The organism is Streptomyces sp. NPDC093094 (assembly GCF_044754345.1).
In the GTDB taxonomy this organism is placed as follows: domain Bacteria; phylum Actinomycetota; class Actinomycetes; order Streptomycetales; family Streptomycetaceae; genus Streptomyces.
On sequence record NZ_JBIVOX010000002.1, the window covers coordinates 454,343 to 477,658 of the forward strand.

The 23,316-nt window shown below is 73.2% G+C and carries 18 protein-coding genes; 5 read left to right on the forward strand and 13 right to left on the reverse strand.

Annotated elements, in window-relative coordinates:
* Positions 1-13 precede the first annotated feature (13 nt).
* Together ACIQGV_RS04845 and aroA are read right to left on the reverse strand one after the other, a co-directional pair.
* Positions 14-628, reverse strand: coding sequence for a GNAT family N-acetyltransferase (locus ACIQGV_RS04845; RefSeq protein ID WP_402490500.1), 615 nt, complete (start codon positions 626-628; stop codon positions 14-16).
* Positions 625-1,887: a 3-phosphoshikimate 1-carboxyvinyltransferase gene (aroA, locus tag ACIQGV_RS04850; protein WP_402490503.1), complete on the reverse strand. Its 1,263-nt coding sequence runs from the start codon at positions 1,885-1,887 to the stop codon at positions 625-627. The genes ACIQGV_RS04845 and aroA overlap by 4 nt, the downstream gene beginning before the upstream one ends.
* A 428-nt stretch (positions 1,888-2,315) precedes the next feature.
* On the opposite strand from aroA, the gene ACIQGV_RS04855 reads away from it, so the two are divergent.
* Positions 2,316-4,142: a glycoside hydrolase family 3 protein gene (locus ACIQGV_RS04855; RefSeq protein ID WP_402490506.1), complete on the forward strand. Its 1,827-nt coding sequence runs from the start codon at positions 2,316-2,318 to the stop codon at positions 4,140-4,142.
* 346 nt (positions 4,143-4,488) lie between these two features.
* The gene (locus tag ACIQGV_RS04860) at positions 4,489-5,067 is read left to right on the forward strand and encodes a hypothetical protein (RefSeq protein WP_402491045.1); all 579 of its coding nucleotides are present in this window, start codon (positions 4,489-4,491) and stop codon (positions 5,065-5,067) included.
* 63 nt (positions 5,068-5,130) lie between these two features.
* Here the strand turns inward: ACIQGV_RS04860 and ACIQGV_RS04865 are convergent, their stop codons facing one another.
* The 5 genes from ACIQGV_RS04865 to ACIQGV_RS04885 form a co-directional block, all read right to left on the reverse strand.
* Entirely contained in the window at positions 5,131-6,546 is a 1,416-nt protein-coding gene (locus ACIQGV_RS04865) for a S28 family serine protease (RefSeq protein ID WP_402490509.1), read from the reverse strand.
* An 87-nt stretch (positions 6,547-6,633) separates the two neighbouring features.
* Positions 6,634-6,987, reverse strand: a complete 354-nt coding sequence (locus tag ACIQGV_RS04870) for a hypothetical protein (RefSeq protein WP_402491047.1) — start codon at positions 6,985-6,987, stop codon at positions 6,634-6,636.
* Between the two features lie 131 nt (positions 6,988-7,118).
* Positions 7,119-10,823, reverse strand: coding sequence for an ABC transporter ATP-binding protein (locus tag ACIQGV_RS04875; protein WP_402490512.1), 3,705 nt, complete (start codon positions 10,821-10,823; stop codon positions 7,119-7,121).
* A gap of 77 nt (positions 10,824-10,900) precedes the next feature.
* Positions 10,901-11,917 (reverse strand): esterase-like activity of phytase family protein, encoded by a 1,017-nt coding sequence (locus tag ACIQGV_RS04880; RefSeq protein ID WP_402490515.1) that lies wholly within the window; start codon positions 11,915-11,917, stop codon positions 10,901-10,903.
* Between the two features lie 53 nt (positions 11,918-11,970).
* Positions 11,971-12,819 (reverse strand): serine hydrolase, encoded by an 849-nt coding sequence (locus ACIQGV_RS04885; protein WP_402490518.1) that lies wholly within the window; start codon positions 12,817-12,819, stop codon positions 11,971-11,973.
* A 176-nt stretch (positions 12,820-12,995) separates the two neighbouring features.
* On the opposite strand from ACIQGV_RS04885, the gene ACIQGV_RS04890 reads away from it, so the two are divergent.
* Positions 12,996-13,799, forward strand: a complete 804-nt coding sequence (locus ACIQGV_RS04890) for an endonuclease I family protein (protein WP_402490521.1) — start codon at positions 12,996-12,998, stop codon at positions 13,797-13,799.
* Between the two features lie 86 nt (positions 13,800-13,885).
* Here ACIQGV_RS04890 and ACIQGV_RS04895 read toward each other — a convergent pair whose 3' ends face one another.
* The 4 genes from ACIQGV_RS04895 to speB all read right to left on the reverse strand — a co-directional run bounded on the left by ACIQGV_RS04895 (position 13,886) and on the right by speB (position 18,024).
* Positions 13,886-14,278, reverse strand: coding sequence for a peptidase inhibitor family I36 protein (locus tag ACIQGV_RS04895; protein WP_402490524.1), 393 nt, complete (start codon positions 14,276-14,278; stop codon positions 13,886-13,888).
* A 144-nt stretch (positions 14,279-14,422) separates the two neighbouring features.
* Positions 14,423-14,878, reverse strand: coding sequence for a hypothetical protein (locus tag ACIQGV_RS04900; RefSeq protein ID WP_402490527.1), 456 nt, complete (start codon positions 14,876-14,878; stop codon positions 14,423-14,425).
* Between the two features lie 495 nt (positions 14,879-15,373).
* Positions 15,374-17,059 (reverse strand): thiamine pyrophosphate-binding protein, encoded by a 1,686-nt coding sequence (locus ACIQGV_RS04905; RefSeq protein WP_402490530.1) that lies wholly within the window; start codon positions 17,057-17,059, stop codon positions 15,374-15,376.
* Complete coding sequence (gene speB / locus ACIQGV_RS04910; RefSeq protein WP_402490533.1) at positions 17,056-18,024, reverse strand: agmatinase; 969 nt, start codon at positions 18,022-18,024, stop codon at positions 17,056-17,058. Before speB ends, ACIQGV_RS04905 begins: the two co-directional genes overlap by 4 nt.
* A gap of 198 nt (positions 18,025-18,222) precedes the next feature.
* Here speB and ACIQGV_RS04915 point away from each other — a divergent pair, with 198 nt between their 5' ends.
* Complete coding sequence (locus tag ACIQGV_RS04915) at positions 18,223-20,283, forward strand: PucR family transcriptional regulator ligand-binding domain-containing protein (RefSeq protein ID WP_402490536.1); 2,061 nt, start codon at positions 18,223-18,225, stop codon at positions 20,281-20,283.
* A gap of 101 nt (positions 20,284-20,384) precedes the next feature.
* Positions 20,385-21,173, forward strand: coding sequence for a phosphatase (locus ACIQGV_RS04920; protein ID WP_402490538.1), 789 nt, complete (start codon positions 20,385-20,387; stop codon positions 21,171-21,173).
* A 68-nt stretch (positions 21,174-21,241) separates the two neighbouring features.
* Here ACIQGV_RS04920 and ACIQGV_RS04925 read toward each other — a convergent pair whose 3' ends face one another.
* Both ACIQGV_RS04925 and ACIQGV_RS04930 read right to left on the reverse strand, forming a co-directional pair.
* Entirely contained in the window at positions 21,242-22,108 is an 867-nt protein-coding gene (locus tag ACIQGV_RS04925; RefSeq protein WP_402490541.1) for an acyl-CoA thioesterase, read from the reverse strand.
* Between the two features lie 46 nt (positions 22,109-22,154).
* Positions 22,155-23,312: an acyl-CoA dehydrogenase family protein gene (locus ACIQGV_RS04930; protein WP_402490544.1), complete on the reverse strand. Its 1,158-nt coding sequence runs from the start codon at positions 23,310-23,312 to the stop codon at positions 22,155-22,157.
* Between the last annotated feature and the right edge of the window lie 4 nt (positions 23,313-23,316).

Here is a 23,316-nt window from a genome sequence, read left to right on the forward strand (position 1 = left end):
GGAGGCGGCCCCGTCAGCGCCGCAGTCTCGCCTCCAGCCGCTCCCGGCATGCCGGCCACTCGTCCTCGGTGACGGAGAAGACCGCCGAGTCACGGAGCAGACCGTCCTCGCCCGGGGCCCAGGAGCGCGACCAGTTGCGCAGGACGCCCTCGAAGCGGGCGCCGGTCTTCCCGATGGCGGCGCGGGAGCGGGCGTTGCGGGCGTCGGTCTTGAGGTCGAGCCGGGAGACCCGCCACTGCTCGAAGGCGTGACGGAACAGCAGGAACTTGGACTCGGTGTTCAGGCCGGTGCCCTGGGCGGAGGAGGCGAGCCAGGTGAAGCCGACCTCGACGGCGTCCAGGCGGTCCTCACCGCGCCAGGCGCGGGGTTCCAGGTAGGCCGTCGCGCCGACGGCCCGGCCGGTCGCCAGGGAGATCTGGGCGTAGGGCGCGACCAGGCCCGTCGCCGCCCGGGCCAGCTGGGCGTCGACGTACGCGCCGGTCTCGGCCGCGCGGGGCACCCAGGTGAAGGAGTAGGCCGAGCGGTCCTCCTCCGCCGCCTCGGCCAGTTCGGCGGCGTGCCGGTGGGCCAGCGGTTCCAGGCGGACCAGGCCGCCCTCCAGGACGGGCCCCTCCAGGGTGAACGTCATCGTCGTCCCAGGTCCTCTCTCAGCCGCGCGAACGCCTCGTGGAAGTCCGGGAAAGTCTTGCGGACACAGCCCGGGTCGTCGAACGAGATTCCGGGGGTGCGCAGACCCGTCACCGCGAAGGACATGACCATGCGGTGGTCGCCGTACGTCCTGATCCGGGTGCCGGCGGCGAGCGCGGACCCGGCCTCGCCGCCGCGCCCCGGCCGCACCTCGATCCAGTCCTCGCCCGTCGCCACCTCCACGCCGAGCCGCCGCAGGTTCTCCGCGCACGCCTCCAGACGGTCGCACTCCTTCACCCGGGTGTTGGCGACGTCCTCGATGCGGACCGGGCCGGCGGCGTAGGGGGCGATGGCGGCGAGGGTCGGCATCGTGTCGGAGATGTCCCTCATGTTGACGGTGACGCCGCGCAGCACGCCCGTGCCGCGGACCGTCGTCGCCCCGGCCCCGACCTCCACGTGCGCGCCCATCCGCGCCAGCACCTCCACGAACCGCAGGTCGCCCTGGAGCGCGTCGCGGCCGAGGCCCGGGACGGTGACCTCGCCGCCGGTCAGGGCGGCCGCCGCGAAGAAGTAGCTCGCCGTCGAGGCGTCGGGCTCCACCTCGTACGTCGTGGCGCGGTAGCCGCCGCCCTCGACGGCGAAGACGTCGCCGTCCCTGGTCACCCGTGCGCCGAACGCCCGCATCATGGCCGTCGTGATCTCGACGTACGGCACGGACACCAGGTCCGTGACCCGGATGCGCAGACCCGTGCGGGTCAGCGGGCCGAGCAGCAGCAGGGCGGTCAGGTACTGGCTGGACTGGCCCGCGTCCAGGACCACCTCGCCGCCCTCGACGCCGGACGCCCGGACGGTGAGGGGGTGGTGGCCCTCCTTCTCCTCGTGCGTCACGTCCACGCCCAGGTCGCGCAGGGCGCGGGTGAGCGGCAGCAGGGGGCGGCGGCGCATCTGGGGCGAGGCGTCGAAGCGGTAGGTGCCGTGGCCGGCCGCCGCCAGGGCGGGCAGGAAGCGGGCGGTGGTGGCGCCGTCGCGGCAGTAGACGTCGGCCTCGGGGACGGCCGGGCCCTCGGGGCGGCCGTCGATCTGCCAGGTGCCCGGGGTGCGGCCGACGCGGTAGCCGAGCCGGGCCAGTCCCTCGGCGAAGCCCTCGGTGTCGTCGGAGCGCAACGGCCGTACGAGGGTCGTGACACCGTCGGCGGCGGCCGCGAGGAAGAGCGCGCGGGCGGTGATGGACTTGGATCCGGGGATGTCGGCTACGGGCATGCGCTCATGATCGGCCGACGGCCGCCCCGGGTGCCGGGACGTCCACGGGGTGGACCGGCGCGGCGCCGCGGGCCGGGGCGAGCGACATCAGCGCCACACCGCCGACCGGCACCGAGGCCACCGGCCCGGACGGTTCCGGCTTCGGGGCGGCCGGGAACCCCGGGCCGGCCGCCTCCGTCCGAGCGGCAGCCGCCGGGGAGTCACCCGGTGCGGTGCCGGGCCCGCCGTCGGCGGCGAGGCCGGTCACCCTCTCCGCCGTACCGCGGCCGGTGGCCCACCGCCGTCGGCGCGCCCCCCTCCAAAGCGTCGGCGGCGGTCCCTTCTCGGTTACTGTGCACTCCCTTGACCGGCAGAAACTTCCCGGATATTGGTGACTCCTCGGAAGTTTTTTTCAGCGGACCACTTGCAGCCCTCCGGAAGGAGCGCACGTGCACGACACCAGCACGGAAAGCACCGCGAAACCCTCCAGACGCACGGTCCTCGCCGCCGGCGCGGGCGTCACCGCGGCCCTCACGGTCGGCACCGACGCCCGGGCGGCCGACGCCCTCGGCCACAGGAAGCTGCGCGCCCTGATCTCCCGGATGACCCTGGAGGAGAAGGTCGGCCAGCTGTTCGTCTCCCGTGTCCACGGCCACTCCGCCACGGACCCCGACCAGGCCGACCGGGACGCCAACCTCCGGGAGTTCGGCGTCGGCACGGCCGCCGAGCTGATCGCGAAGTACCGCCTCGGCGGCGTCATCTACTTCGTGTGGGCGCACAACACGCGCGACCCGCGGCAGATCGCCGGGCTGTCCAACGGCATCCAGCGGGCGTCGCTGGACCTGCCGCGCGGTCTGCCCCTGCTGATCTCCACCGACCAGGAGCACGGCATCGTCTGCCGGGTCGGCAAGCCCGCCACGCTGTTCCCCGGCGCGATGGCGGTCGGCGCGGGCGGCTCGCGCACGGACGCGCGCACGCTGGGCCGGATCGCGGGCAAGGAGCTGCGCGCGATGGGCATCCGGCAGGACTACTCGCCGGTCGCCGACGTCAACGTCAACCCGGCCAACCCGGTGATCGGCGTACGGTCCTTCGGCGCGGACCCCGCGGCGGTGTCCCGGCTGGTGGCCGCCGAGGTGGACGGGTACCAGCACTCCCGGGTCGCGGCGACGGCGAAGCACTTCCCCGGACACGGCGACACCGAGGTCGACAGCCACTACGGCTTCCCGACCATCAGGCACACCCGGGAGCAGTGGGAGACGCTGGACGCCCCGCCCTTCCGGGCCGCGATCGAGGCCGGCATCGACTCCATCATGACCGCGCACATCCTGGTCCCCGCGCTGGACGACTCCGGCGACCCGGCCACGCTGTCCCGCCCGATCCTCACCGGCATCCTGCGCGAGGAGCTGGGCTACGACGGGGTCGTGGTCACCGACGCCCTGGACATGGCGGGCGTACGGCAGAAGTACGGCGACGACCGGGTCCCGGTGCTGGCGCTGAAGGCGGGCGTCGACCAGCTGCTGAACCCGCCGAAGCTGGACGTGGCGTGGAACGCGGTGCTGAAGGCCGTGCAGGACGGGGAGCTGACGGAGGAACGGCTGGAGGAGTCGGTCCTGCGGGTGCTGCGGCTGAAGGCGAAGCTGGGGCTGCTGGACGAGCCGTACGTCCGGCCGTCCGGCACGGACCGGGCCGTCGGCAACGGGGCGAATCTGGCCGCCGCCGACCGGATCGCCGAGCGCACCACGACCCTGCTGGTCAACGAGGGCGGCCTGCTGCCCCTCTCCCCCGGGTCGCACGGCAGGGTCCTGGTGCTCGGCGCCGACCTGGCCTCCCCGTCGGGCACCACCGGGCCGCCCACCGGTGTCCTCGGCGCGGCGCTGGGCGAACTGGGTTTCACCACGACGGTGATGTCCACCGGGACGGCCCCCTCGGCCGCGGTGATCGACCGCGCGGTCGCGGCGGCCGGCGCGGCGGACGCGGTGGTGGTCGGGACCTACAACGTCTCGGCGACCAGCAGCCAGAAGGTCCTGGTGGAACGGCTGCTGGCGACGGGCCTGCCGGTCGTGGCGGTCGCCGAGCGCAACCCGTACGACGTGGCGCACCTGCCCGGTGTGCGCGCGTACCTGGCGGCGTACTCCTGGACCGACGTCGAACTGCGCGCGGCCGCCCGGGTGATCGCCGGAGCGGCGAGGCCGCGCGGGAAGCTGCCCGTGCCGGTGCAGCGCGCGGACGACCCGGCGAAGGTCCTGTATCCCATCGGCCACGGGCTGACGTACTAGGGCCTGTCCGACCATGCGCGTCGTCGCCCGAAGGGCGGCCGCGCGCCGTCAGGTGCGTGCTCTCGGCGTGCCGGCTCCAGGCCCTCGTACCGGACGCACCCGGGTCCGGGGCCGGTGCGGCGAGAGCGCGTGCACGGCGTCGCGCGGCAGACGGGAACGGTCGGACAGGCCCTGAGGCCGTTCGCCGGTGCACCGGCCGGTTCCTCGGCATACCCGCCCCGCCCCGGGCGTACGCCGCGTACGCTGTATGGCCGGCGCACAACCGCCATAAGGCGCAAAGCGCCCTTGCGCGTCTGGCGTGCGTCCGTCTCCGCGGGCCACGCTGGACGGGGGTGGGGGGATGGCGATGCGTGCAGGACGGTCCGTGCGGGTGCGGTGCGCGCCGGTGCTGCTGCTGTGCGGCGTGCTGCTGACGGGCTGCCAGGGCTTTCCCGGGTCCGGCGGCGCCCGCGCGTCCGCGCCGTCGCCCCGGCCCGCCGGGTACGGCGCGGAGTTCCTCGCGGTCGGCGAGTGCAGCTCGTTCGGCACGACGCACTTCACGGAGGTGTCCTGCGCGGGCGAGCGGGCGGCCGCGCGGGTCGTGGCGCGGCACGGCGGCCGGGCCGGCGGGGGGCCGCCCTGCCCGGGCACCACCGACTTCGTGCTGCACATCAGCCCGCGGGGCTACGCCTGCATGCGCGGTCTCCAGCCGCCCCACCCCGGCGACCCGGGCGCCGGAGGCGGCCCCCGTACCGTCGTCGGCGACTGCGTCTACTCCTCCGGCGGCGGCCAGGTCCGCGAGACGCGGTGCGACGGGAAGGGCGGACGGGCGCCCGAGTTCGAGGTGACGGCGGCGGTCCGGCGTCGCGCCGACTGCCCGGCTTCGACCGCGCTCTACGTCCAGCTGGGCGGCGGGGACCCGGTGGGCTGCGCCCGGCCGGTGTGAGGAACACCGGCGGCGGGCCACCGCGGCCCGCCGCCGGCACAGCGCGGTGAAGCTGCCCGGCCGTTACGGCCGCAGGCCCCGCTCGGGCATGCGGCGGTCCAGCTTCGCGTCGAACCTGGCGAGCGGCTCGGCCTTCGACACGGCGGCGGAGGACAGCCCCGCCCACTGGAGGATCCTGGCGGTGGCCAGGTTCTTCTCGCCGTCGGTCAGGCCGGCCACACGGGCGCCGTGGTTGGCGCCGGGAGCCGTGAAGACGTAGGAGTCACGGGCGCCCGCGCCGAGGCGGAAGCGCTCCGCGCCCCACGGGTCGTTCTGGCCGTAGACGAACATCATGTGGTGCGCGTGGTGGCGCACCCAGGTGTCGACGTCCCGCATCGCCCACGGCTGGAAGGACATCGGGATGTCCCGGGGGACGAAGTTGCGCGGCGGCTGGTAGCCGTAGCGGACGTACTTCCGCTCGATGTGCGGGAAGTGGATGGTGGGCGCGCCGAGCTGGGTGCCCGCCTGGTAGTAGTACGGCGTGTACGGCTCCAGGCCCTGGTCGGTGTAGAAGGAGAACCCGGAGATCGTGTCGATCGAGGTCCAGATCTCCTCGTCGGTGGCCTTCGCCGCGTCCGCGGGGATCGTCCCGCAGTCGGTGAGCAGGCTGTACTGCCAGAAGCCCCAGACGTAGTCGAGGACGACGGCCTCGTAGGCGCGGTCGAGGCTGCCGATGGTCTTGAAGGTGTAGCCGTTCTCGGCGGCGTACGCCTCGTACTTCTTCTCCAGCGGCTCACGGCGTACGAGGGCCTCGCGCTGCACCGCGTTCAGCCGGTCGCGGCACTCCTCGGTGCCGACGGCCGTGAAGAAGCGGTCGTAGGCGGAGTCCTCCTTGTTGACCACGTCGTTGGGGGCGACGTAGGCGACCACGCCGTCCATGTCGCGCGGGTAGAAGCGCTCGTAGTACGTGGCGGTCATACCGCCCTTGGAGCCGCCGGTGGAGATCCACTTCTTGTCGTAGAGCGGCTTGAGCGCCTTGAAGATGCGGTGCTGGTCGCTGGCGGCCTGCCAGATGTCCAGCTTGCTCCAGTCGGCCGGGGCCGGCCGGGACGGGGTGAAGTAGCGGTACTCCATGGAGACCTGGTTGCCGTCGACGATCTGGGTCGGCTCACGGCGGCTGGGGGTCGTGGAGACGCTGTAGCCGCCGGTGTAGAAGACCGTCGGGCGGCCGGCGTCCTTGTGGAGGACGGTGATCCGCTGCTGGAACGTGCCCGCCTTCGGGTTCCGGTGGTCGACCGGCTGGGTGTAGTTGAGGACGAAGAAGCGGTAGCCGGGGTACGGCTTCTCCTCGATCAGGCTCATGCCCGGTACGGAGAGGAGCCGGTCCTTGATGTCGCCGGTTCCGGTGGCCTCCGGCTGGGCGGCGGTGGCCGCCCCGGCCGTGCTCAGCGTGCCGATGAGCACGGTGAGCGCGAGCAGCCATCTGAGCGCCTTGCGCATGCACCCTCCCTGGGAAACAGATGTGCGCCGGAAGCTATCGGAGCAACACCGTTCACACCAGGGGACGTTGAGCGAACTTTTACCGCGTCAGCACAGGATCCAGCCGGAACTCACCGATCCGTTCCCGCGCGAGCCCTTCACCCAGACGCAGCGCTGTCCGGCGTAGGTGCGCACGGGGCCGACGAGGCGCGAGCGCATGCCCTCCTTGTGGGCGGGCCGGAAGCCGCGGGCCTGCACGCTCACCGTCATCCAGCGCTGCGGTCCGGGATGCCGGGCGTGGGTGACGGCGCAGACCATGCCGCCGCTCCGGTAGACGTGCACGGAGCCGGTGGAGAACGACAGCGTGCGCACCTTGCGTCCGGCACAGTTCTGCGCCGCGGCCGCCTGGGCCGGGCCGGGCGCGCCGAGCGCGAACAGTCCGGACGCGGTCAGCACGGCCATGCAGAGCGCGAGTCGTCGGCGTATCGCGCTCCTGCCACCCCTGTCCACTGCCGCCCCTCCCGCGCCACGGGTTCTTCCGTACTGATGTACGGACGCCGGACATGTGCCGGATGGTTGCACGGCCGGCCGTCTCAGCTCGTCGCCGGGACCGGCTCTCCCACGAAGGTGGCCCACAGCGCGGCGTACCGTCCGCCCAGTGCCAGCAGCTCGTCGTGCGTGCCGTCCTCGGCGACCCGGCCGTGGTCCATCACCACGACCCGGTCCGCGCGGGCGGCGGTGGACAGCCGGTGGGCGACGACCAGCGTCGTACGGCGGCCCGCGAGCCGGTCGGTGGCCTGGTTGACCTGGGCCTCGGTGGCCAGGTCGAGCGCGGCGGTGGCCTCGTCGAGCAGCAGGACGTCGGGGTCGACCAGCTCGGCGCGGGCCAGTGCGATCAGCTGGCGCTGGCCCGCGGAGAGGTTGCGGCCGCGCTCGGCGACCTCGTGGAGGTAGCCGCCCTCCAGGGTGGCGATCATCTCGTGGGCGCCGACCGCGTGCGCGGCGGCCTCCACCTCGGCGTCGGTCGCGTCGGGCCGGCCGTAGGCGATGGCGTCGCGGACCGTGCCGGGGAAGAGGTACGCCTCCTGCGGGACGACGCCGAGCCGGTGCCGGTAGGAGGTGAGGTCGAGGTCGCGCAGATCGGCGCCGTCGACGGTGACCCGGCCGCCGGTCGGGTCGTAGAACCGGGCGACCAGCTTGACCAGCGTCGACTTGCCCGCGCCGGTCTCGCCGACGAACGCGACGGTCTGCCCGGCCGGGATGCGCAGGTCGATGCCGGTGAGGGCCTCCTCCTCGGCGCCGTACGCGAAGTGCACGTCCTCGAAGGCGATGTCGCCCCGCAGCGAGGGCACCTCGCGCGGCTCGTCCGCCGCCCCGGTGGAGGTCGGCTCCCGCAGCAGCTCCTGGATGCGGCCGAGGGAGACGGACGCCTGCTGGTAGCCGTCGAAGACCTGGGAGAGCTGCTGGACCGGCGCGAAGAACAGGTCGATGTAGAGCAGGTACGCCACCAGCGCACCCGTGGTCAGCGTGGCCTCGGAGACCCGGCCGGAGCCCGCGATCAGCACACCGGCCGCGGCGGCCGCGGACAGCAGCTGCACGAACGGGAAGTAGACGGAGATCAGCCACTGGCCGCGGATCCGTGCCTCGCGGTAGCTGTCGCTGCGCTCGGCGAAGTGCCGTGCGCCGTCGTGCTCGCGCCGGAACGCCTGCACGATCCGCAGCCCGGCGACGGTCTCCTGGAGTTCGGCGTTGACCACCGACACCCGCTCACGGGCCAGCTCGTACGCCTTCACGCTCGCGCGGCGGAAGAAGAAGGTGGCCACGATCAGGGGCGGCAGGGTCGCGAAGACGACGAGGGCGAGCTGGAGGTCGATCACCAGCAGGGCGACCATGATGCCGAAGAAGGTGACGACCGAGACGAACGCGGTGACCAGGCCGGTCTGCAGGAACGTCGACAGGGCGTCCACGTCGGTGGTCATCCGGGTCATGATCCGGCCGGTCAGCTCACGCTCGTAGTAGTCGAGGCCGAGCCGCTGGAGCTGGGCGAAGATCTTCAGCCGCAGCGCGTACAGCACCCGCTCGCCGGTGCGGCCGGTCATCCGGGTCTCGCCGGTCTGCGCGGCCCACTGGACCAGGACGGCGAGCAGCCCCAGCAGAGACGCCGCCCAGACCGCGCCGAGCGCGGCCTCGGTGACGCCGCTGTCGATGCCGTGCCGGATCAGGACCGGCAGCAGCAGGCCCATGCCGGCGTCGAGGGCGACCAGGCCGAGGCTGATCAGCAGGGGCAGGCCGAACCCGCCGAGCAGCCGGCGCAGGCCGTAGTGGACCTCGGGGCGCACCGCGCGCGCCTCGTCGACGTCGGGGGTGTCGGTGGCCGGGGGCAGCGCCTCGACCTGGGCGAGCAGCTCCGGGGTGGCGGGGGTGCCGGACAGCGCCGCGTCGCGGGGGGCGCGCTCGCCCGCCCACAGCCTGGGGGTGATGCCGCGCTCGGCGTCGAACTCGGCGTCCAGCTCGTCGCGGACGGAGGTGTCCTCGGCGGGTGCGGCGGGCGGGGTGTGGCCCGGGGAGACGCCGCCGAGCTCGTCGGGGTCGGTGAGCAGACGGCGGTAGAGGGCGGAGCGTTCCTGGAGCTCCTCGTGGGTGCCGAGGTCGGCGAGGCGGCCGCCGTCGAGGACGGCGATGCGGTCGGCGAGGTTGAGGGTGGAGCGGCGGTGGGCGATCAGCAGGGTGGTGCGGCCCCGCATGACCTCCTTGAGCGCCTCGTGGATCTCGTGCTCGACGCGGGCGTCGACGGCGGAGGTGGCGTCGTCCAGGACGAGCAGCCGGGGGTCGGTGAGGATCGCCCGGGCGAGGGCGACGCGCTGGCGCTGGCCGCCGGAGAGGGTGAGGCCGTGCTCGCCGACCTTGGTGCCGTAGCCGTCGGGCAGCTCGCTGATGAAACGGTCCGCCTGGGCGGCGCGGGCGGCGGCCTCGATCTGCTCGTCGGTGGCGTCGGGACGGCCGTAGGCGATGTTGGCGCGGACGGTGTCGGAGAAGAGGAAGGAGTCCTCCGGCACCAGCCCGACGGCGGCGCGCAGGGAGTCCTGGGTCAGCTCGCGCACGTCGTGGCCGCCGACGAGGACGGCGCCGTGGGTGACGTCGTAGAAGCGCGGCAGCAGCAGGGAGACGGTGGACTTCCCGGAGCCGGAGGAGCCGACGACGGCGAGGGTCTCGCCGGAGCGGATCTCGAAGCTCAGTCCGTCGAGGACCGGGCGGTCGGTGTCGTAGCCGAAGGACACGTCGTCGAACTCGACGGTCGCGGGGGCGTCGGCGGGCAGTTCCACCGTGCCGTCGGTGAGGGACGGCTCGGTGTCGATCAGCTCCAGGACGCGCTCGGTGCCGGCGCGGGCCTGCTGGGCCACGGTGAGCACCATGGCGAGCATGCGGACCGGGCCGACGAGCTGGGCGAGGTAGGCGGAGAAGGCGACGAAGGTGCCGAGGGTGATGCCGCCGCGCACGGCGAGCCAGCCGCCGAGGGCGAGCATGGCGACCTGGCCGAGCGCGGGGACGGCCTGGAGCGCGGGGGTGTAGCGGCTGTTCAGGCGGATGGTGCGCAGCCGGCCGGCGAACAGCCTGCGGCCGACCTCCCTGAGCTTGCCGGTCTCCTGTTCCTCCTGGCCGAAGCCCTTGACCACGCGCACACCGCTGACGGCCCCGTCGACCACCCCGGCCACGGCGGCGGCCTGGGCCTGGGCGTACCAGGTGGCGGGGTGGAGCCGGGAGCGGCTGCGGCGGGCGATCAGCCACAGGGCGGGCGCGACGGCGAGCGCGACCAGGGTGAGCGGGAGGGACAGCCACGCCATCACGATCAGGGAGATCACGAAGAGGGCGAAGTTGCCGATGGTCATCGGCAGCATGAAGAGCAGGCCCTGGATCAGCTGGAGGTCGCTGGTGGCGCGGCCGACGACCTGGCCGGTGGACAGCTCGTCCTGGCGGCGGCCGTCGAGCCGGGTGATCGTCCCGAACATCTCCGTGCGCAGGTCGTGCTGGACGTCGAGGGCGAGGCGGCCGCCGTAGTAGCGGCGGACGTAGGTGGCGGCGTAGACGAGGAGGGCCGCGCCGATCAGGGCGGTGGCCCAGGGGGCCATGTCACGGGTGCGGCCCCCGATGACGTCGTCGATGATCACCTTGGTGATCAGCGGGACGACCGCCATGACGGCCATGCCCAGCAGGGACGAGGCCAGGGCGAGGACGACGTCCTTCGGATACCGCCAGGCGTACGCCGCCAGTCTCCGTGCCCATCCCCGCTGCGGTTCCACGCCGGTGCCCTCCAGTCGTCCTGATCTTCCGGAAGGCACCAACACGGACGGAAGCGGATTTCATCCCTCCGCAACAATCAGATGCGGACCCGCAGCCGGTAGAAGCGGGTGATCTGCGCCGCGTTCTGGTTGTCGTCGCTGGCCAGGAGCACACGCAGGCTCTTCCCCGCGTGCCCGGTGACCGTCATCGCCTCGATGTTGTCCAGCAGCGGATTCGGCTGGGGCTGCCTGGCGGTCGCTCCGAGTGACGGGCAGTCCACCAGGTCGGCCAGGAGCTTCTTGCGGGCCAGGCGGACGCCGTCCCGGCCGGTCAGCGTCTCGACGCCGCCGGTGTCGGTGGCGCGGCGGGGGTCGGCGAGGTAGAGCCGGACGGTGTTGCCGACCCCGGCGGTGAAGCCGCGTTCGAGGACGAGGAGGCGGCCGTCGGCCAGGGCCTGGATCTCGGGGACACCGAGACCGGTGTCGGCGCGGTAGCCGTACTGGGCGGAGAGGCGGAAGCCCCGTCCGTCCCGCGTCCAGGTCTGGAACCGCACGACGCCGTCCGCGTCGCCGGTGATCGCGTACTCCATGGCGGCGGTCAGGGTGCGCCCGCCGGGCCGGAGCGTGAGCCCCTCGAAGGTCTGGTTGGCGCGGGCACGTCCGGCCGGGGCGACCCGCAGGGCCTTCGGCACCGGGAGGCGGTCGAGGACCGCCCCGTCGGGGCCGTGGCGGCGCACGGCGGGCTCGGTCTCGGACGAGACCAGATGGGTGCCGTCCCGGTCCGCGACGAGCCCCTCGGAGTCCAGCGCCCCGCCCTGCTCGTCGGCGAGCGGGACGACGGCCCGGGGCCGCAGGGTCCGCGCGTCGAGCGTGAACAGGGCCGAGCGGTCGGAGACGGCGGCGAGGGTGCCGTCCCGGCCGGCGGCGAGGGCGGAGAGGTTGCCGACGAAGGTGCCCTCGTACGTCGTCTTGTCGAGGGCGTCGGAGAAGCCCTCGACGGCGGCGTACGGCGAACAGGCGTGGTCCTGTGCGGATGCGGCGGGCCCGGCGGCGGTCAGGCAGCCGGCCGCCGCCAGGGTCGCGGTCAGGGTCGCGAGTACGGTTCCGGTGCGCATGGACGTCACCGTAGGGCGGGCCGGTGACGTGCGGGAGACCGCCTCGTGAAGCGTCAGCTCGCGTGCAGGTCGCGGTGGACGACCTTGGCGATGCCCTGGATCGTGTTGATGCCGTACTGCATCGTGCTGCCGCTGCCGTTGAGGGTGAGCACACTGATGAAGTAGTCGTGGCCGTTGCCCTTGAAGGCACCGACGCTGTGCACGCGCCAGCGGTGGTCGTAGGTGCGCTGCAGCCAGCCGTTCTTCAGGGCCTTGGTGACGGTGGAGGGGGCGCCGTAGGGGGTGCCCCAGCGCTGCGAGGGAACGACCTCGCGCATCAGCTTCAGGGCGTAGGCGCGGCGGGCGTCGCTGAGGACGGTCCCGGGCGCGGTGAGCAGCTTCATCAGCTTCTGCTCGTCGGTGACGGTGATCTGGGTGAGGCCCCAGTGGCCGGTCGGGTCGGGGACGGTGTGCGTCATGCCGGCGGCGGTCAGGAACCGCTTGATCTTCGTGACGCCGAGCTGGTTCCACAGGGTGGTGGTGGAGGCGTTGTCCGACTTGGTGATCATGGCCCGGGCCAGGGTCATCTCACGGGTGGTGAGCCCGCGGCCCTGCTTCTGCGACTCGTACAGCAGGGCGCCGAGGACGGTCGCCTTGACGACGCTGGCCGAGTCGAACCGCGTGGTCGGGCGCAGGGTGCAGACGGTCTTCGTGCTGCGGTCGTAGACGCCGACGGCGATCGTGCCGCCGCGGGCGTTCACGGCGGCCTGGATGTCCTTCTTCAGCTCGGCCGCCAGCCCGGCCTTCGCCGAGGTGCAGCTGACGGTCGGGGTGGCTGCGGCCGCGGGTGAGGCGGCGAAGGGTATGAGAAGCCCGGCGCCCAGCACGCCGGTGAGCACTCTTGCACGTCTGCGATGAGTCATGCCCTGTTGACTCATGGAACTGACGGATAGTTGCACACTTCCGACCGGAAGAACCGCGGAAGTCCGGCCGCGACTCGTCCGTCATTCAACCGACACCGTTCGTTCACCCGTTTGAGTACATGTCCATGTCACTCTCCGGTCTGCCGCTCCATCAACTCGCGTAGATCGGACCCCACATGCCGTCTTCACGCGCCCGCCACTGGAGGCCGGTGGCCCTCGCCACCGCCGCCCTGCTGGCCGGCCTCACCGCCCCCACGCTCACCGCGACCCCCGCCGCGGCGACGACGACCGCGTACGACGCGACGTACTACAAGAACGCGGTCGGCAAGACCGGCACCAGCCTGAAGTCCTCCCTGCACACGATCATCAGCAGCCAGTCGAAGCTGTCGTACGCGGCGCTGTGGGAGGCCCTGAAGGTCACCGACCAGGACCCGAACAACAGCAGCAACGTGAGGCTGCTGTACTCGGGCATCTCCCGCAGCAAGTCCCTCAACGGCGGCAGCACCGGCAACTGGAACCGCGAGCACGTGTGGGCCCAGTCCCACGGCGACTTCGGCACCTCCGCCGGCCCCGGCACCGACCTGCACCACATCCGGCCCGAGGACGTCGCCGTCAACGCCCGGCGCGGCAACCTGGACTTCGACAACGGCGGCAGCAGCTTCACCAACAGCGGCGGCAGCCTGGTCGACTCCGACTCCTTCGAGCCGCGCGACGCCGTCAAGGGCGACGTGGCCCGCATGATCCTCTACATGGCCGTCCGCTACGAGGGTGACGACGGCTGGCCGAACCTGGAGCCCAAGGACGCGGTGAACACCGGCGGCACCCCGTACCACGGCCGCCTCTCCGTGCTGAAGGCGTGGAACGAGGAGGACCCGCCGGACGCCTTCGAGGAGCGGCGCAACCAGGTCGTCTACGACACCTACCAGCACAACCGCAACCCGTTCATCGACCACCCGGAGTGGGTCGAGGCGATCTGGTGAAACAGCAGGGCCACCCCCGGACGCCCTGCTCCGGGGGTGGCCCGCCGTGCGGCGTCAGCCGCCCGGACGCCCGACCGCTCGACCGCTCAGCTGCACCAGCGGAACGAGGCGTTGTTGTTGTACGTGTTGTACAGCCGCCGCATGCTGGACCCGGCGGCGACGGTGTCCGACGCCCCCGCGTAGTTGCTGTTGTAGTACAGCCGCCCGCACCGCTCGGTGTAGTTGTAGGCGCTGGCCGCGTTGTTCTTCACCGGCTCGCCGTTGTTCCACGTCCAGCCGGCGAAGTTGGCCACGTTGGCGTTGAGGGCGACCATGTCGCCCCCGAAGTCGGAGTTGTAGAAGATGCAGAAGTTCAGGCCGATGGGCACGTTGACCGCCTGACACCGCTGGAGCGGCGTGGCGGCCTCGGCCGTGCCGCTCATGAGTGCGGTGCAGGCGGCGAGGCCGAGCAGGACCGTGCCGATCTTCTTGAAACGCATGAGTCTCCCCCTTGGTCATGATCAGAATCCGGCCTGATCGTAGACGAGGGAACCGCGACAACTACAGCAATATTCAGGCCACTTCGGCTCAGATGCGTCGGTGCGGGCATCCGCGGGGAGCCGGGAGCGGCAGTACTCCGTTCCTCATCCCGGGGTGCTCGGGGTCCCCGATCCGGTCGGGCGGCCGCGTTCGGCGACGGCGATCAGGGCGAGCGTCACCGCGATCACCGCGCAGCCCGTCATCACGGGCGTGAGGAAGCCGGGGACGGCCGCCGCGTAGGAACCGCCCGACGACAGGTGGCAGTCGAGGGAGGGCGGCAGGTAGGACACGCTGTAGCCGCTCACCTGCCCGTACAGCGAAGGGTTCGCGTCCTGGCAGACATGGGCGGTACCGCTCTCGTCGAGGAAGAGCGACACCAGGCCCCAGGTGTAGGCGACCGCGGCGAGGGCTCCGACGAGCGCGGCGGCACCGCGCGCCAGGGCCCCCCGGCCGCTCCTGCCGATCTCCGAGAAGCCGTATCCGACGAGGCCGAAGGCGGTCACGGCGGCGGTGACGATGCCGAGCAGCAGGGGCACGGGAGCGGGAGAGGAAGAGGACATGACGGCCGTCACCCCGGCGCGGTCCACCGCGTCACGACCCTGGTGCGGCCTGCGGAAGTACGGCCCTTCGCCGATGCCCGTGGAGCGGCCGCAAGGACGGCGGCGGGAACGGCGGCCGGGGCCAGGACGCGTGACAGCGTCGGCATGGACATCGAGGGTTCCTTCCCTGAAGCATGTCGCGTGACCGGTGGGGCGGCCGGTGCGTCGGCCGGACATGGGTGAGACGGCGATCCGGCCCGAGGGGCGGAGGGGGCCGCAGACACAGCCGGGGCCTTCGGGCCGGCGTTCGACCGAGAATGCCCCGTGTGCGGCGCCACCCGGTAGGCATTCCGTCCACAGTTCGTTGGCCTCGGGTCCACACCGCCCGCGACCGGGTGCCCGGCAAGGGCGGTCACGTCCGCTCGGCCGGCAGCCCGCCCGCACACACCCACGTCCGCTCGGCCGGCCGCTCCCGGAGGAAGGATCCGTCGCGGCCGGTGCCCGGCCCGGGCCGTCTCAGCCCAGGTGCGTGGGCGCGAACATCCGCAGCACCGCCGGGAGGACGACCACCGACGGTCCCGGCGCGGCCAGTGCCTTCGACAGGTCCGCCTCCAGGGTCTGCGGGGTCGTGCGGACGCCGGGCACACCGAAGGACTCCGCGAGGGCGGCGAAGTCGGGACGGGCCAGCTCCGTGCCCGTGGCCGCGCCGAAGGAGTCCGTCATGTACTCGCGCAGGATGCCGTAGCCGCCGTCGTCGACGATCAGCCACGTCACCGGAAGGTCGTGCTGCCTCGCGGTCGCCAGCTCGGCGATCGAGTAGAGCGCGCCTCCGTCGCCGGACACCGCCAGGACCGGGCGGGTCGGGTCGGCCACGGCCGCGCCGAGGGCCGCCGGGAAGCCGTAGCCGAGGCCGCCCGCGCCCTGGGCGGAGTGCATGCGGTTGGGGCCCTTGGCGTCGAAGGCCGACCACGCCCAGTAGGCCAGGATCGTCATGTCCCAGAAGGACGGGGAGTCGGCGGGCAGCGCGCCGCGGACCGAGGCCAGCACCTGCTGCTCCAGGGTCAGTTCCTGGGCGTCGATGCGCTCACGCACCCGGGCCAGCAGCTCCCGTACGCGCTCGGGCGCGGTGTCGTCCTCGCGTCGCTCCACCGTCTCCAGCAGGGCCTGGAGGGCGAGGCGGGCGTCGGCGTGGATGCCGAGGGCCGGGTGGTTGGACTCCAGCTTGCCGAGGTCGGCCTCGATCTGGATCACCCGGCCGCGGGGCTCGAACGTGTGGTAGTTCGAGGACAGTTCACCGAGGCCCGAGCCGACGACCAGCAGGACGTCCGCGTCCTCCAGGAAGTCGGTCGTGTGACGGTCCTCCAGCCAGGACCGGAGGGAGAGCGGGTGCGTCCAGGGGAAGGCGCCCTTGCCGCCGGGCGTGGTCACCACCGGCGCCCGGAGCCGCTCGGCCAGCAGCTTCAGCTTGCCCGAGGCGTCGGCCCGTACGACACCGCCGCCCGCGACGACCGCCGGGCGGACCGCGTTCGACAGCAGGTCGGCGGCCACCGCGGTCAGCTCGGGGCGCGGCGGCAGATCCTCCGGCGTCGCGTCCACCCCGGTCACCACCGGCAGTGCGGTCGGCGCCAGCAGCACGTCCTGCGGGATCTCCACCCACACCGGCCCGTGCGGCGCGGTCAGCGCCGACTTCCAGGCGGCCGCGACGGCGGACGGGATCTGGGACGGGGTGCGGACGGTGTGGACGGACTTGACCACACCGCGGAACGAGGCCGCCTGGTCCGGGAGTTCGTGCAGATAGCCGTGGCGGCCGCCGCCCAGGCCCGCGACCGGGATCTGGCTGCTGATCGCCAGGACCGGCGCGGAGGCGGCCGCCGCCTCGTGCAGGGCGGCCAGGGACATCAGCGCGCCCGGGCCCGTGGACAGCAGCAGCGGGGCGGCCTCACCGGTGATCCGGCCGTAGGCGTCGGCCGCGAACCCGGCGTTGTTCTCCGTGCGCAGACCGACGTACCGCAGGTCCGAGCGGCGCACCGCGTCGAACAGCCCCAGGGCATGCTGTCCGGGCAGGCCGAACACGGTGGTGGCACCGAGCCCGGCCAGCGTCTCCACGACCAGGTCCCCGCCGGTTCGGCCGGGGGGCGGGCTCAGCGCGGCCTGCGTCTGGGCCGGCGTCGGGCGGAGCACCTGGTCGTGGTCGTGAGTCACTTCGAGCGAGCCTCGGCAATCTGGCGGGACATGATGGTGGTGAGCTCGTAGGCCGTGTGCGAGGCCGCCACCGACGTGATCTCCGCGTGGTCGTACGCGGGGGCCACCTCGACGACGTCCGCGGAGACCAGGTTGCACGATGCCAGACCGCGCAGGATCTCCAGAAGCTCCCGGGAGGTCATGCCGCCGGCCTCCGGCGTGCCCGTGCCGGGCGCGTGGGCCGGGTCCAGGCAGTCGATGTCGATGGAGATGTACAGCGGGCGGTCGCCGATGCGCTGGCGCAGCTGGTCGGCGACCTCGTCGGCGCCGCGGCGGTAGATGTCCGCGGAGGTGACGATGCCGAAGCCCATCTTCTCGTCGTCGGTGAGGTCCTGCTTGCCGTACAGCGGGCCGCGCGTGCCGACGTGGGAGAGCGCCTCGGTGTCGAGGATGCCCTCCTCCACCGCGCGGCGGAACGGCGTGCCGTGGGTGTACTCGGCGCCGAAGTAGGTGTCCCAGGTGTCCAGGTGGGCGTCGAAGTGCAGCAGCGCCACCGGGCCGTGCTTCTTCGCCATCGAGCGCAGCAGCGGAAGCGCGATGGTGTGGTCGCCGCCGAGGGTCATCAGACGGGCGCCCGTGCCGAGCAGCTCGTCCGCCGCGGCCTCGACGGTCTCCACGGCCTCGTGGATGTTGAACGGGTTCACGGCGATGTCGCCGCCGTCCGCGACCTGGGCGAGGGCGAAGGGCGAGGCGTCCTGGGCCGGGTTGTAGGGGCGCAGCAGGCGCGACGCCTCACGGATGGCGTTGCCGCCGAAGCGGGCACCCGGCCGGTACGAGACACCGGAGTCGAACGGCACGCCGACCACGGCGACATCGGCGCGGCCGACCTCGTCGAGGCGGGGCAGCCGCGCGAAGGTCGCGGGGCCGGCGTACCGCGGGATGCGGGACGAGTCGACAGGGCCGCGGGGCGTCTCGTTGCTGCTCATGGTGGAATGCCTTCTTTCCTACGCTTCGTCGCGTATGCACTGCTTGTCATACGACTCTACTGGCGGTCCGGGTCCGGTACCGGGGCGGAGCGGGTGCGGGGCCCTGTCTTCGCGCGCTCGACAGTAGGGGGGCGGAGGGCTGCTGCGAAGTGTACCTTTTATCCATTCGAGCCCTGCGGGATGGAGGAACTGCACACCATGCCGGATCCGGCCTTCCCTCCGACTCCTCCGGTGCGCCTCGCCTCGCTCCTGGCCCGGGAGGACCTCGCCCTGCGCCAGATCGCCGGGCCGGCGGCGGCCGGGGTCGCCGTCCGCTGGGCGCACACCTCGGAGATGGCCGACCCGTTCCCGTATCTGCTGGGCGGCGAGCTGCTGCTGACGGCCGGGGTCCACATCCCCGAGCGGGCCGGTGCGGACACCGGTCCGGGGGACTACTTCGACGGCTACGTCTCCCGGATCGTCGCCGCGGGCGGCGCTGCCCTCGGTTTCGGGCTCGCGCCCGTGCACGACCGGGTCCCCCGCGCGCTGGCCGACGCCTGCGAGGCCCACGGGCTGCCGCTGCTGGAGGTGCCGCCGCAGACCACGTTCTCCGGGGTCGCCCGGGCCGTGTGGCAGCTGATGGCGCAGGCCCGTACGGCGGAGCTGCGCCGGGTCACCGAGGCCCAGCAGTCCCTGGCCGCCGCCGCGGCCCGCACCGACCCCGTCCCGTCGGTGCTGCGCCGGCTCGCCCGGCGGGTCGGCGGCCGCGCGGTGCTGTACGGGCCGGAGGGCGCCGAGATCGCGACGGCGGGCCGGACACCCCGGGGCGAGGCCGCCGCACCGGGAGCGCACGCCGGGCCCGCGGGAGCGCCCGGGAGCGGACCACCCGGGACGGCCGGACCGCCCGGGACACCCAGGACCACCGGGACCACCGGGACCACGAAAAACGCGGAGACCGGGCCGAACGGACCGGCCGGGGCGGCCACGCCCACGAGGGCGGCGCGGGACGCAGAAGCCGGGCCGGCCGGGCCGGCGAAGGCGCCTCCGGAAGCGGACGCAGGGCCGACGGGGACGGCGCAAGGCACGGAGACGCGACCGGCCGGGACGGCGGAAGCCATGGAAGCGCGACCGGCCGGGGCGGCGTACGGACCGGGGGCCGGGGCGGCGAAGGCGTCTCCGGAAGCGGACGCAGGGCCGACGGGGACGGCGGAAGGCACGGAGACGCGACCGGCCGGGACGGCGGAAGCCATGGAAGCGCGACCGGCCGGGGCGGCGTACGGACCGGGGGCCGGGGCGGCGAAGGCGTCTCCGGAAGCGGACGCAGGGCCGACGGGGACGGCGCAAGGCACGGAGACGCGACCGGCCGGGGCGGCCACGTCCCCGAGGGCGGCGCGGGACGCAGAGGCCGGGGCGGTGCGGGGTGTCGACGCCGCGCTGGCGGAGCTGGCGGGGGCCGTCGTCGCGCGGGCCTCCGCGAGTGCCAGTGACAGTGTCGCCGGGGTCCACCTCACCGCCTACGCCCTCGGCGCCGGACAGGGCTTCGTGCTGGGCGTGGCGGCGCCCCGCCGCGACTCCGGCGACCACACCATCGCCTCGGTCGCGGCCGTCCTGCTGTCCCTGCTGACCGGCGAGCACCGGAGCGGCGCCGGCGCGGCCCGCTCCTCGGCCCTCGTACGGCTGCTGCTCGGCTCGGCGCCCGCCGACGTGGCCGCGCTGCTCGGCGCCGGGCCGTGGCACGTGGTGCACGCCCGCCCGGACGGCCCGGCCGCCCCCGACCCGGTCGCCGCGTCCGCGCTCGGGGCGGCGCTGGGCTCCCCGCTGGTCGACCTGGCGGACGACGCCGTACGGGTGCTGCTGCCGGGTGGCCGTGAGCCCGGCCCGCAGCAGGGCTGGACCCTCGGCGTCAGCGCGGCCGTCGAACCGGCGCGGTGGCCGGCCGCCGACGTCCAGGCGGGACGCGCCCTGGCCCGGGCCCGGGCCACGCGGACGGCCCTGGTCCGGCACGGCGGCCGTCCCGCGCTCGCCGACCTGGTGCCCCGGGCGGAGGCCGAGACGCACGCCGCCGTGCTGCTCGCCCCGCTCGGGGACGGCGCCGCCCTGCGGGAGACCCTGCGCACCTGGCTGTCCCTGCACGGCAGTTGGGACCGCACCGCGGTCGCCCTGTCCGTGCACCGCAACACCGTCCGTCAGCGCGTCGCCCGCTGCGCGGCCCTGCTGGAGGCGGACCTGGACGACCCCGACGTACGGATGGAGCTGTGGTTCGCGCTGCGGGAGGGGTGAGGTGAACGGGAGTGCGGCGGTTGCTTGATCGGAAAGTGATGCACGTCCCAGCGTGCGGGACGGCGGGAACCGGCCGGGAGGTCTGCCTCACAATGGGTTTCATGCCGATACCAGGGACACCCAGCCGCGCCGAGCTCGTCGAACACCTCGTCAGAACCCGTATCGCGGGCGACGTCGCCACCCCGCGCGAGAACAACCTCTCCCACTACCGCCAGCTGGCGAACGGCAACCGCCACTACTGGCTCGGCCTGGAGCTCGGGGAGCGCTGGACCGACGAGCAGGACGTGCTCGCGGTGATGGCGGAGCGCTGCGGTGTCAACGACGACCCGGAGTACCGGTACGGGCAGGACACCATCGACCCGGAGCTGACGGTGGACGCGCTGGAGCGGCTCGCGGGCCGGCTGCGCAAGGCGGCCGAGGACCGGCAGCGGGTGCTGTTCGCGACCGGCCACCCGGGCGGTCTGCTCGATGTGCACCGCGCGACCGCCTCCGCCCTGCGCGCGGCCGGCTGCGACATCGTCGTCATCCCGGACGGGCTCCAGACGGACGAGGGCTATGTGATGCAGTTCGCCGACGTGGCGGTCCTGGAGCACGGCGCCACGCTCTGGCACACCCACTCGGGAGAGCCGATGAAGGCCATCCTCACCGGCCTGGAGCGGGCCGGCGGCGCGCCGCCCGACCTGGTGGTCGCCGACCACGGCTGGGCGGGCTACGCGGGACAGCACGGCGTGGACTCCGTCGGCTACGCCGACTGCAACGACCCGGCCCTGTTCGTCGCCGAGGCGGAGGGCACCGTCCAGGTGACGGTCCCGCTCGACGACCATGTGGTCAGCCCGCGCCACTACGACCCGATGACGGCGTATCTGCTGTCGGAGGCGGGGCTGGCCTGAGTCACGGCCCCGGCGCCGGCCCGCCGCCGCCGGGGTGTGCGTCCGCCGCTCCCGCCGTGCCCCGGCTCTCACCGGGGCACGCGCACCACGCCCTCCTGGATCACCGAGACGGCCAGGCGGCCGTCCTGGGTGTAGATGCGGGCCTGGCCGAGGCCGCGGCCGCCGTACGCGGACGGGGACTCCTGGTCGTACAGGAGCCATTCGTCGGCGCGGAAAGGGCGGTGGAACCACATCGCGTGGTCCAGGGAGGCGCCCACGACGTCACCGACGGCCCAGCCGCCCCGGCCGTGCGCGAGCAGCACCGAGTCGAGCAGGGTCATGTCGGAGACATAGGTGGCGAGGACCACGTGCAGCAGCGGGTCGTCGGCGAGCTTGCCGCTGGTGCGGAACCACACCTGGGAGTGCGGCTCGCGGGGCGTGCCGTACTGCCCGTACGGCGGCTCGTCGACGTAGCGCAGGTCGATCGCCTCGCGTGCCTCCAGGAAACGCTCGACGACCTGGGGGTCGAGGTGGCCGTAGCCGCGCAGCCGTTCCTGTGAGGTGGGCAGGGTCGCCGGGTCGGGCGAGGCCGGCATGGGCGCCTGGTGGTCCAGGCCCTCCTCGTACGTCTGGAAGGACGCGGACAGGGAGAAGATCGGCCGGCCGTGCTGGACCGCGACCACCCGGCGGGTGGTGAAGGAGCGGCCGTCGCGGAGACGCTCGACGTTGTAGACGATGGGGGCGCCCGGGTCGCCCATGCGCAGGAAGTACGCGTGGAGCGAGTGGGCGGGACGGTCCGCGGGCACCGTGCGGCCCGCGGCGACCAGCGCCTGGGCCGCCACCTGCCCGCCGAAGACCCGCGGGACGACGGCGGACCGGGACTGGCCGCGGAAGATGTTCTCCTCGATCTGTTCGAGGTCGAGCAGATCGAGGAGATCCTGGAGTGCCTGGCTCATGAAGTCAGTTGTATAGGCCAGCGATCGCCGGAGGCGATGCCCGGTCCTACAGGCCCATGTCCTTGGCGATGATCGACTTCATGATCTCGCTGGTGCCGCCGTAGATGCGGTTGACGCGGTTGTCGGCGTACAGGCGAGCGATCGGGTACTCGTTCATGAAGCCGTAGCCGCCGTGCAGCTGGAGGCAGCGGTCGATCACGCGGTGGGCGACCTCGGTGCAGAACAGCTTCGCGGAGGCGGCCTCGGCGGGGGTCAGCTCACCGGCGTCGAGGGCCTCGGTCGCGCGGTCGGCGACGGCCTCGGCCGCGTCCACCTCGGCCTGGCAGGCGGCCAGCTCGAACTTGGTGTTCTGGAAGGAGGCGACGGTCTGGCCGAAGACGGTGCGCTGCTGGACGTACTCCTTGGCGAACCGGACAGCGGCCTTGGCCTGCGCGTAGGCGCCGAAGGCGATGCCCCAGCGCTCGGAGGCGAGGTTGTGGCCGAGGTAGTAGAAGCCCTTGTTCTCCTCGCCGAGGAGGTCCTCGACCGGGACCTTGACGTCGACGAAGGCCAGCTCGGCGGTGTCGGAGGTCTTCAGGCCCAGCTTGTCGAGCTTGCGGCCGACGGAGTAGCCCTCGGCCTTGGTGTCGACGACGAAGAGGGAGATGCCGTGGCGGCGGTCCTCGGCGGTGGGCGCGGAGGTGCGGGCGCAGACGATCATGCGGTCGGCGTGGACGCCGCCGGTGATGAAGGTCTTGGCGCCGTTGAGGACGTAGTGCGTGCCGTCCTCGGAGAGCTTGGCGGTGGTCTTCATGCCCGCGAGGTCGGAGCCGGTGCCCGGCTCGGTCATCGCGATCGCCCACATCTCCTCGCCGGAGACGAACTTCGGCAGGAAACGCTTCTTCTGCTCGTCGTCGGCGAGCAGCTTGATGTAGGGCAGGCCGAGCAGCACGTGCACGCCGGAGCCGCCGAAGTTGACACCCGCGCGGGCGGTCTCCTCGTACAGGACGGCCTCGAACTTGTACGAGTCGATGCCGGCGCCGCCGTACTCCTCGTCGACCCGGATGCCGAAGACGCCGAGCTCGGCGAGCTTGTAGTAGAACTCGCGCGGCGCCTGGCCGGCGGCGAACCACTCGTCGTACACCGGGACGACCTCGGCCTCGATGAAGGCCCGGAGGGTCTCCCGGAAAGCCTCGTGATCCTCGTTGAACACCGTACGGCGCACGCCG

Coding starts and splice junctions, on each gene's coding strand:
- aroA (WP_402490503.1), bottom strand. CDS start 1,887: ATGCCCGTAGCCGACATCCCCGGATCCAAGTCCATCACCGCCCGCGCG.
- ACIQGV_RS04900 (WP_402490527.1), bottom strand. CDS start 14,878: ATGTCCTCTTCCTCTCCCGCTCCCGTGCCCCTGCTGCTCGGCATCGTC.
- ACIQGV_RS04870 (WP_402491047.1), bottom strand. CDS start 6,987: ATGGCCGTGCTGACCGCGTCCGGACTGTTCGCGCTCGGCGCGCCCGGC.
- ACIQGV_RS04895 (WP_402490524.1), bottom strand. CDS start 14,278: ATGCGTTTCAAGAAGATCGGCACGGTCCTGCTCGGCCTCGCCGCCTGC.
- ACIQGV_RS04865 (WP_402490509.1), bottom strand. CDS start 6,546: ATGCGCAAGGCGCTCAGATGGCTGCTCGCGCTCACCGTGCTCATCGGC.
- ACIQGV_RS04915 (WP_402490536.1), top strand. CDS start 18,223: ATGCCGGATCCGGCCTTCCCTCCGACTCCTCCGGTGCGCCTCGCCTCG.
- ACIQGV_RS04925 (WP_402490541.1), bottom strand. CDS start 22,108: ATGAGCCAGGCACTCCAGGATCTCCTCGATCTGCTCGACCTCGAACAG.
- speB (WP_402490533.1), bottom strand. CDS start 18,024: ATGAGCAGCAACGAGACGCCCCGCGGCCCTGTCGACTCGTCCCGCATC.
- ACIQGV_RS04845 (WP_402490500.1), bottom strand. CDS start 628: ATGACGTTCACCCTGGAGGGGCCCGTCCTGGAGGGCGGCCTGGTCCGC.
- ACIQGV_RS04920 (WP_402490538.1), top strand. CDS start 20,385: ATGCCGATACCAGGGACACCCAGCCGCGCCGAGCTCGTCGAACACCTC.
- ACIQGV_RS04880 (WP_402490515.1), bottom strand. CDS start 11,917: ATGCGCACCGGAACCGTACTCGCGACCCTGACCGCGACCCTGGCGGCG.
- ACIQGV_RS04860 (WP_402491045.1), top strand. CDS start 4,489: ATGCGTGCAGGACGGTCCGTGCGGGTGCGGTGCGCGCCGGTGCTGCTG.
- ACIQGV_RS04890 (WP_402490521.1), top strand. CDS start 12,996: ATGCCGTCTTCACGCGCCCGCCACTGGAGGCCGGTGGCCCTCGCCACC.
- ACIQGV_RS04885 (WP_402490518.1), bottom strand. CDS start 12,819: ATGACTCATCGCAGACGTGCAAGAGTGCTCACCGGCGTGCTGGGCGCC.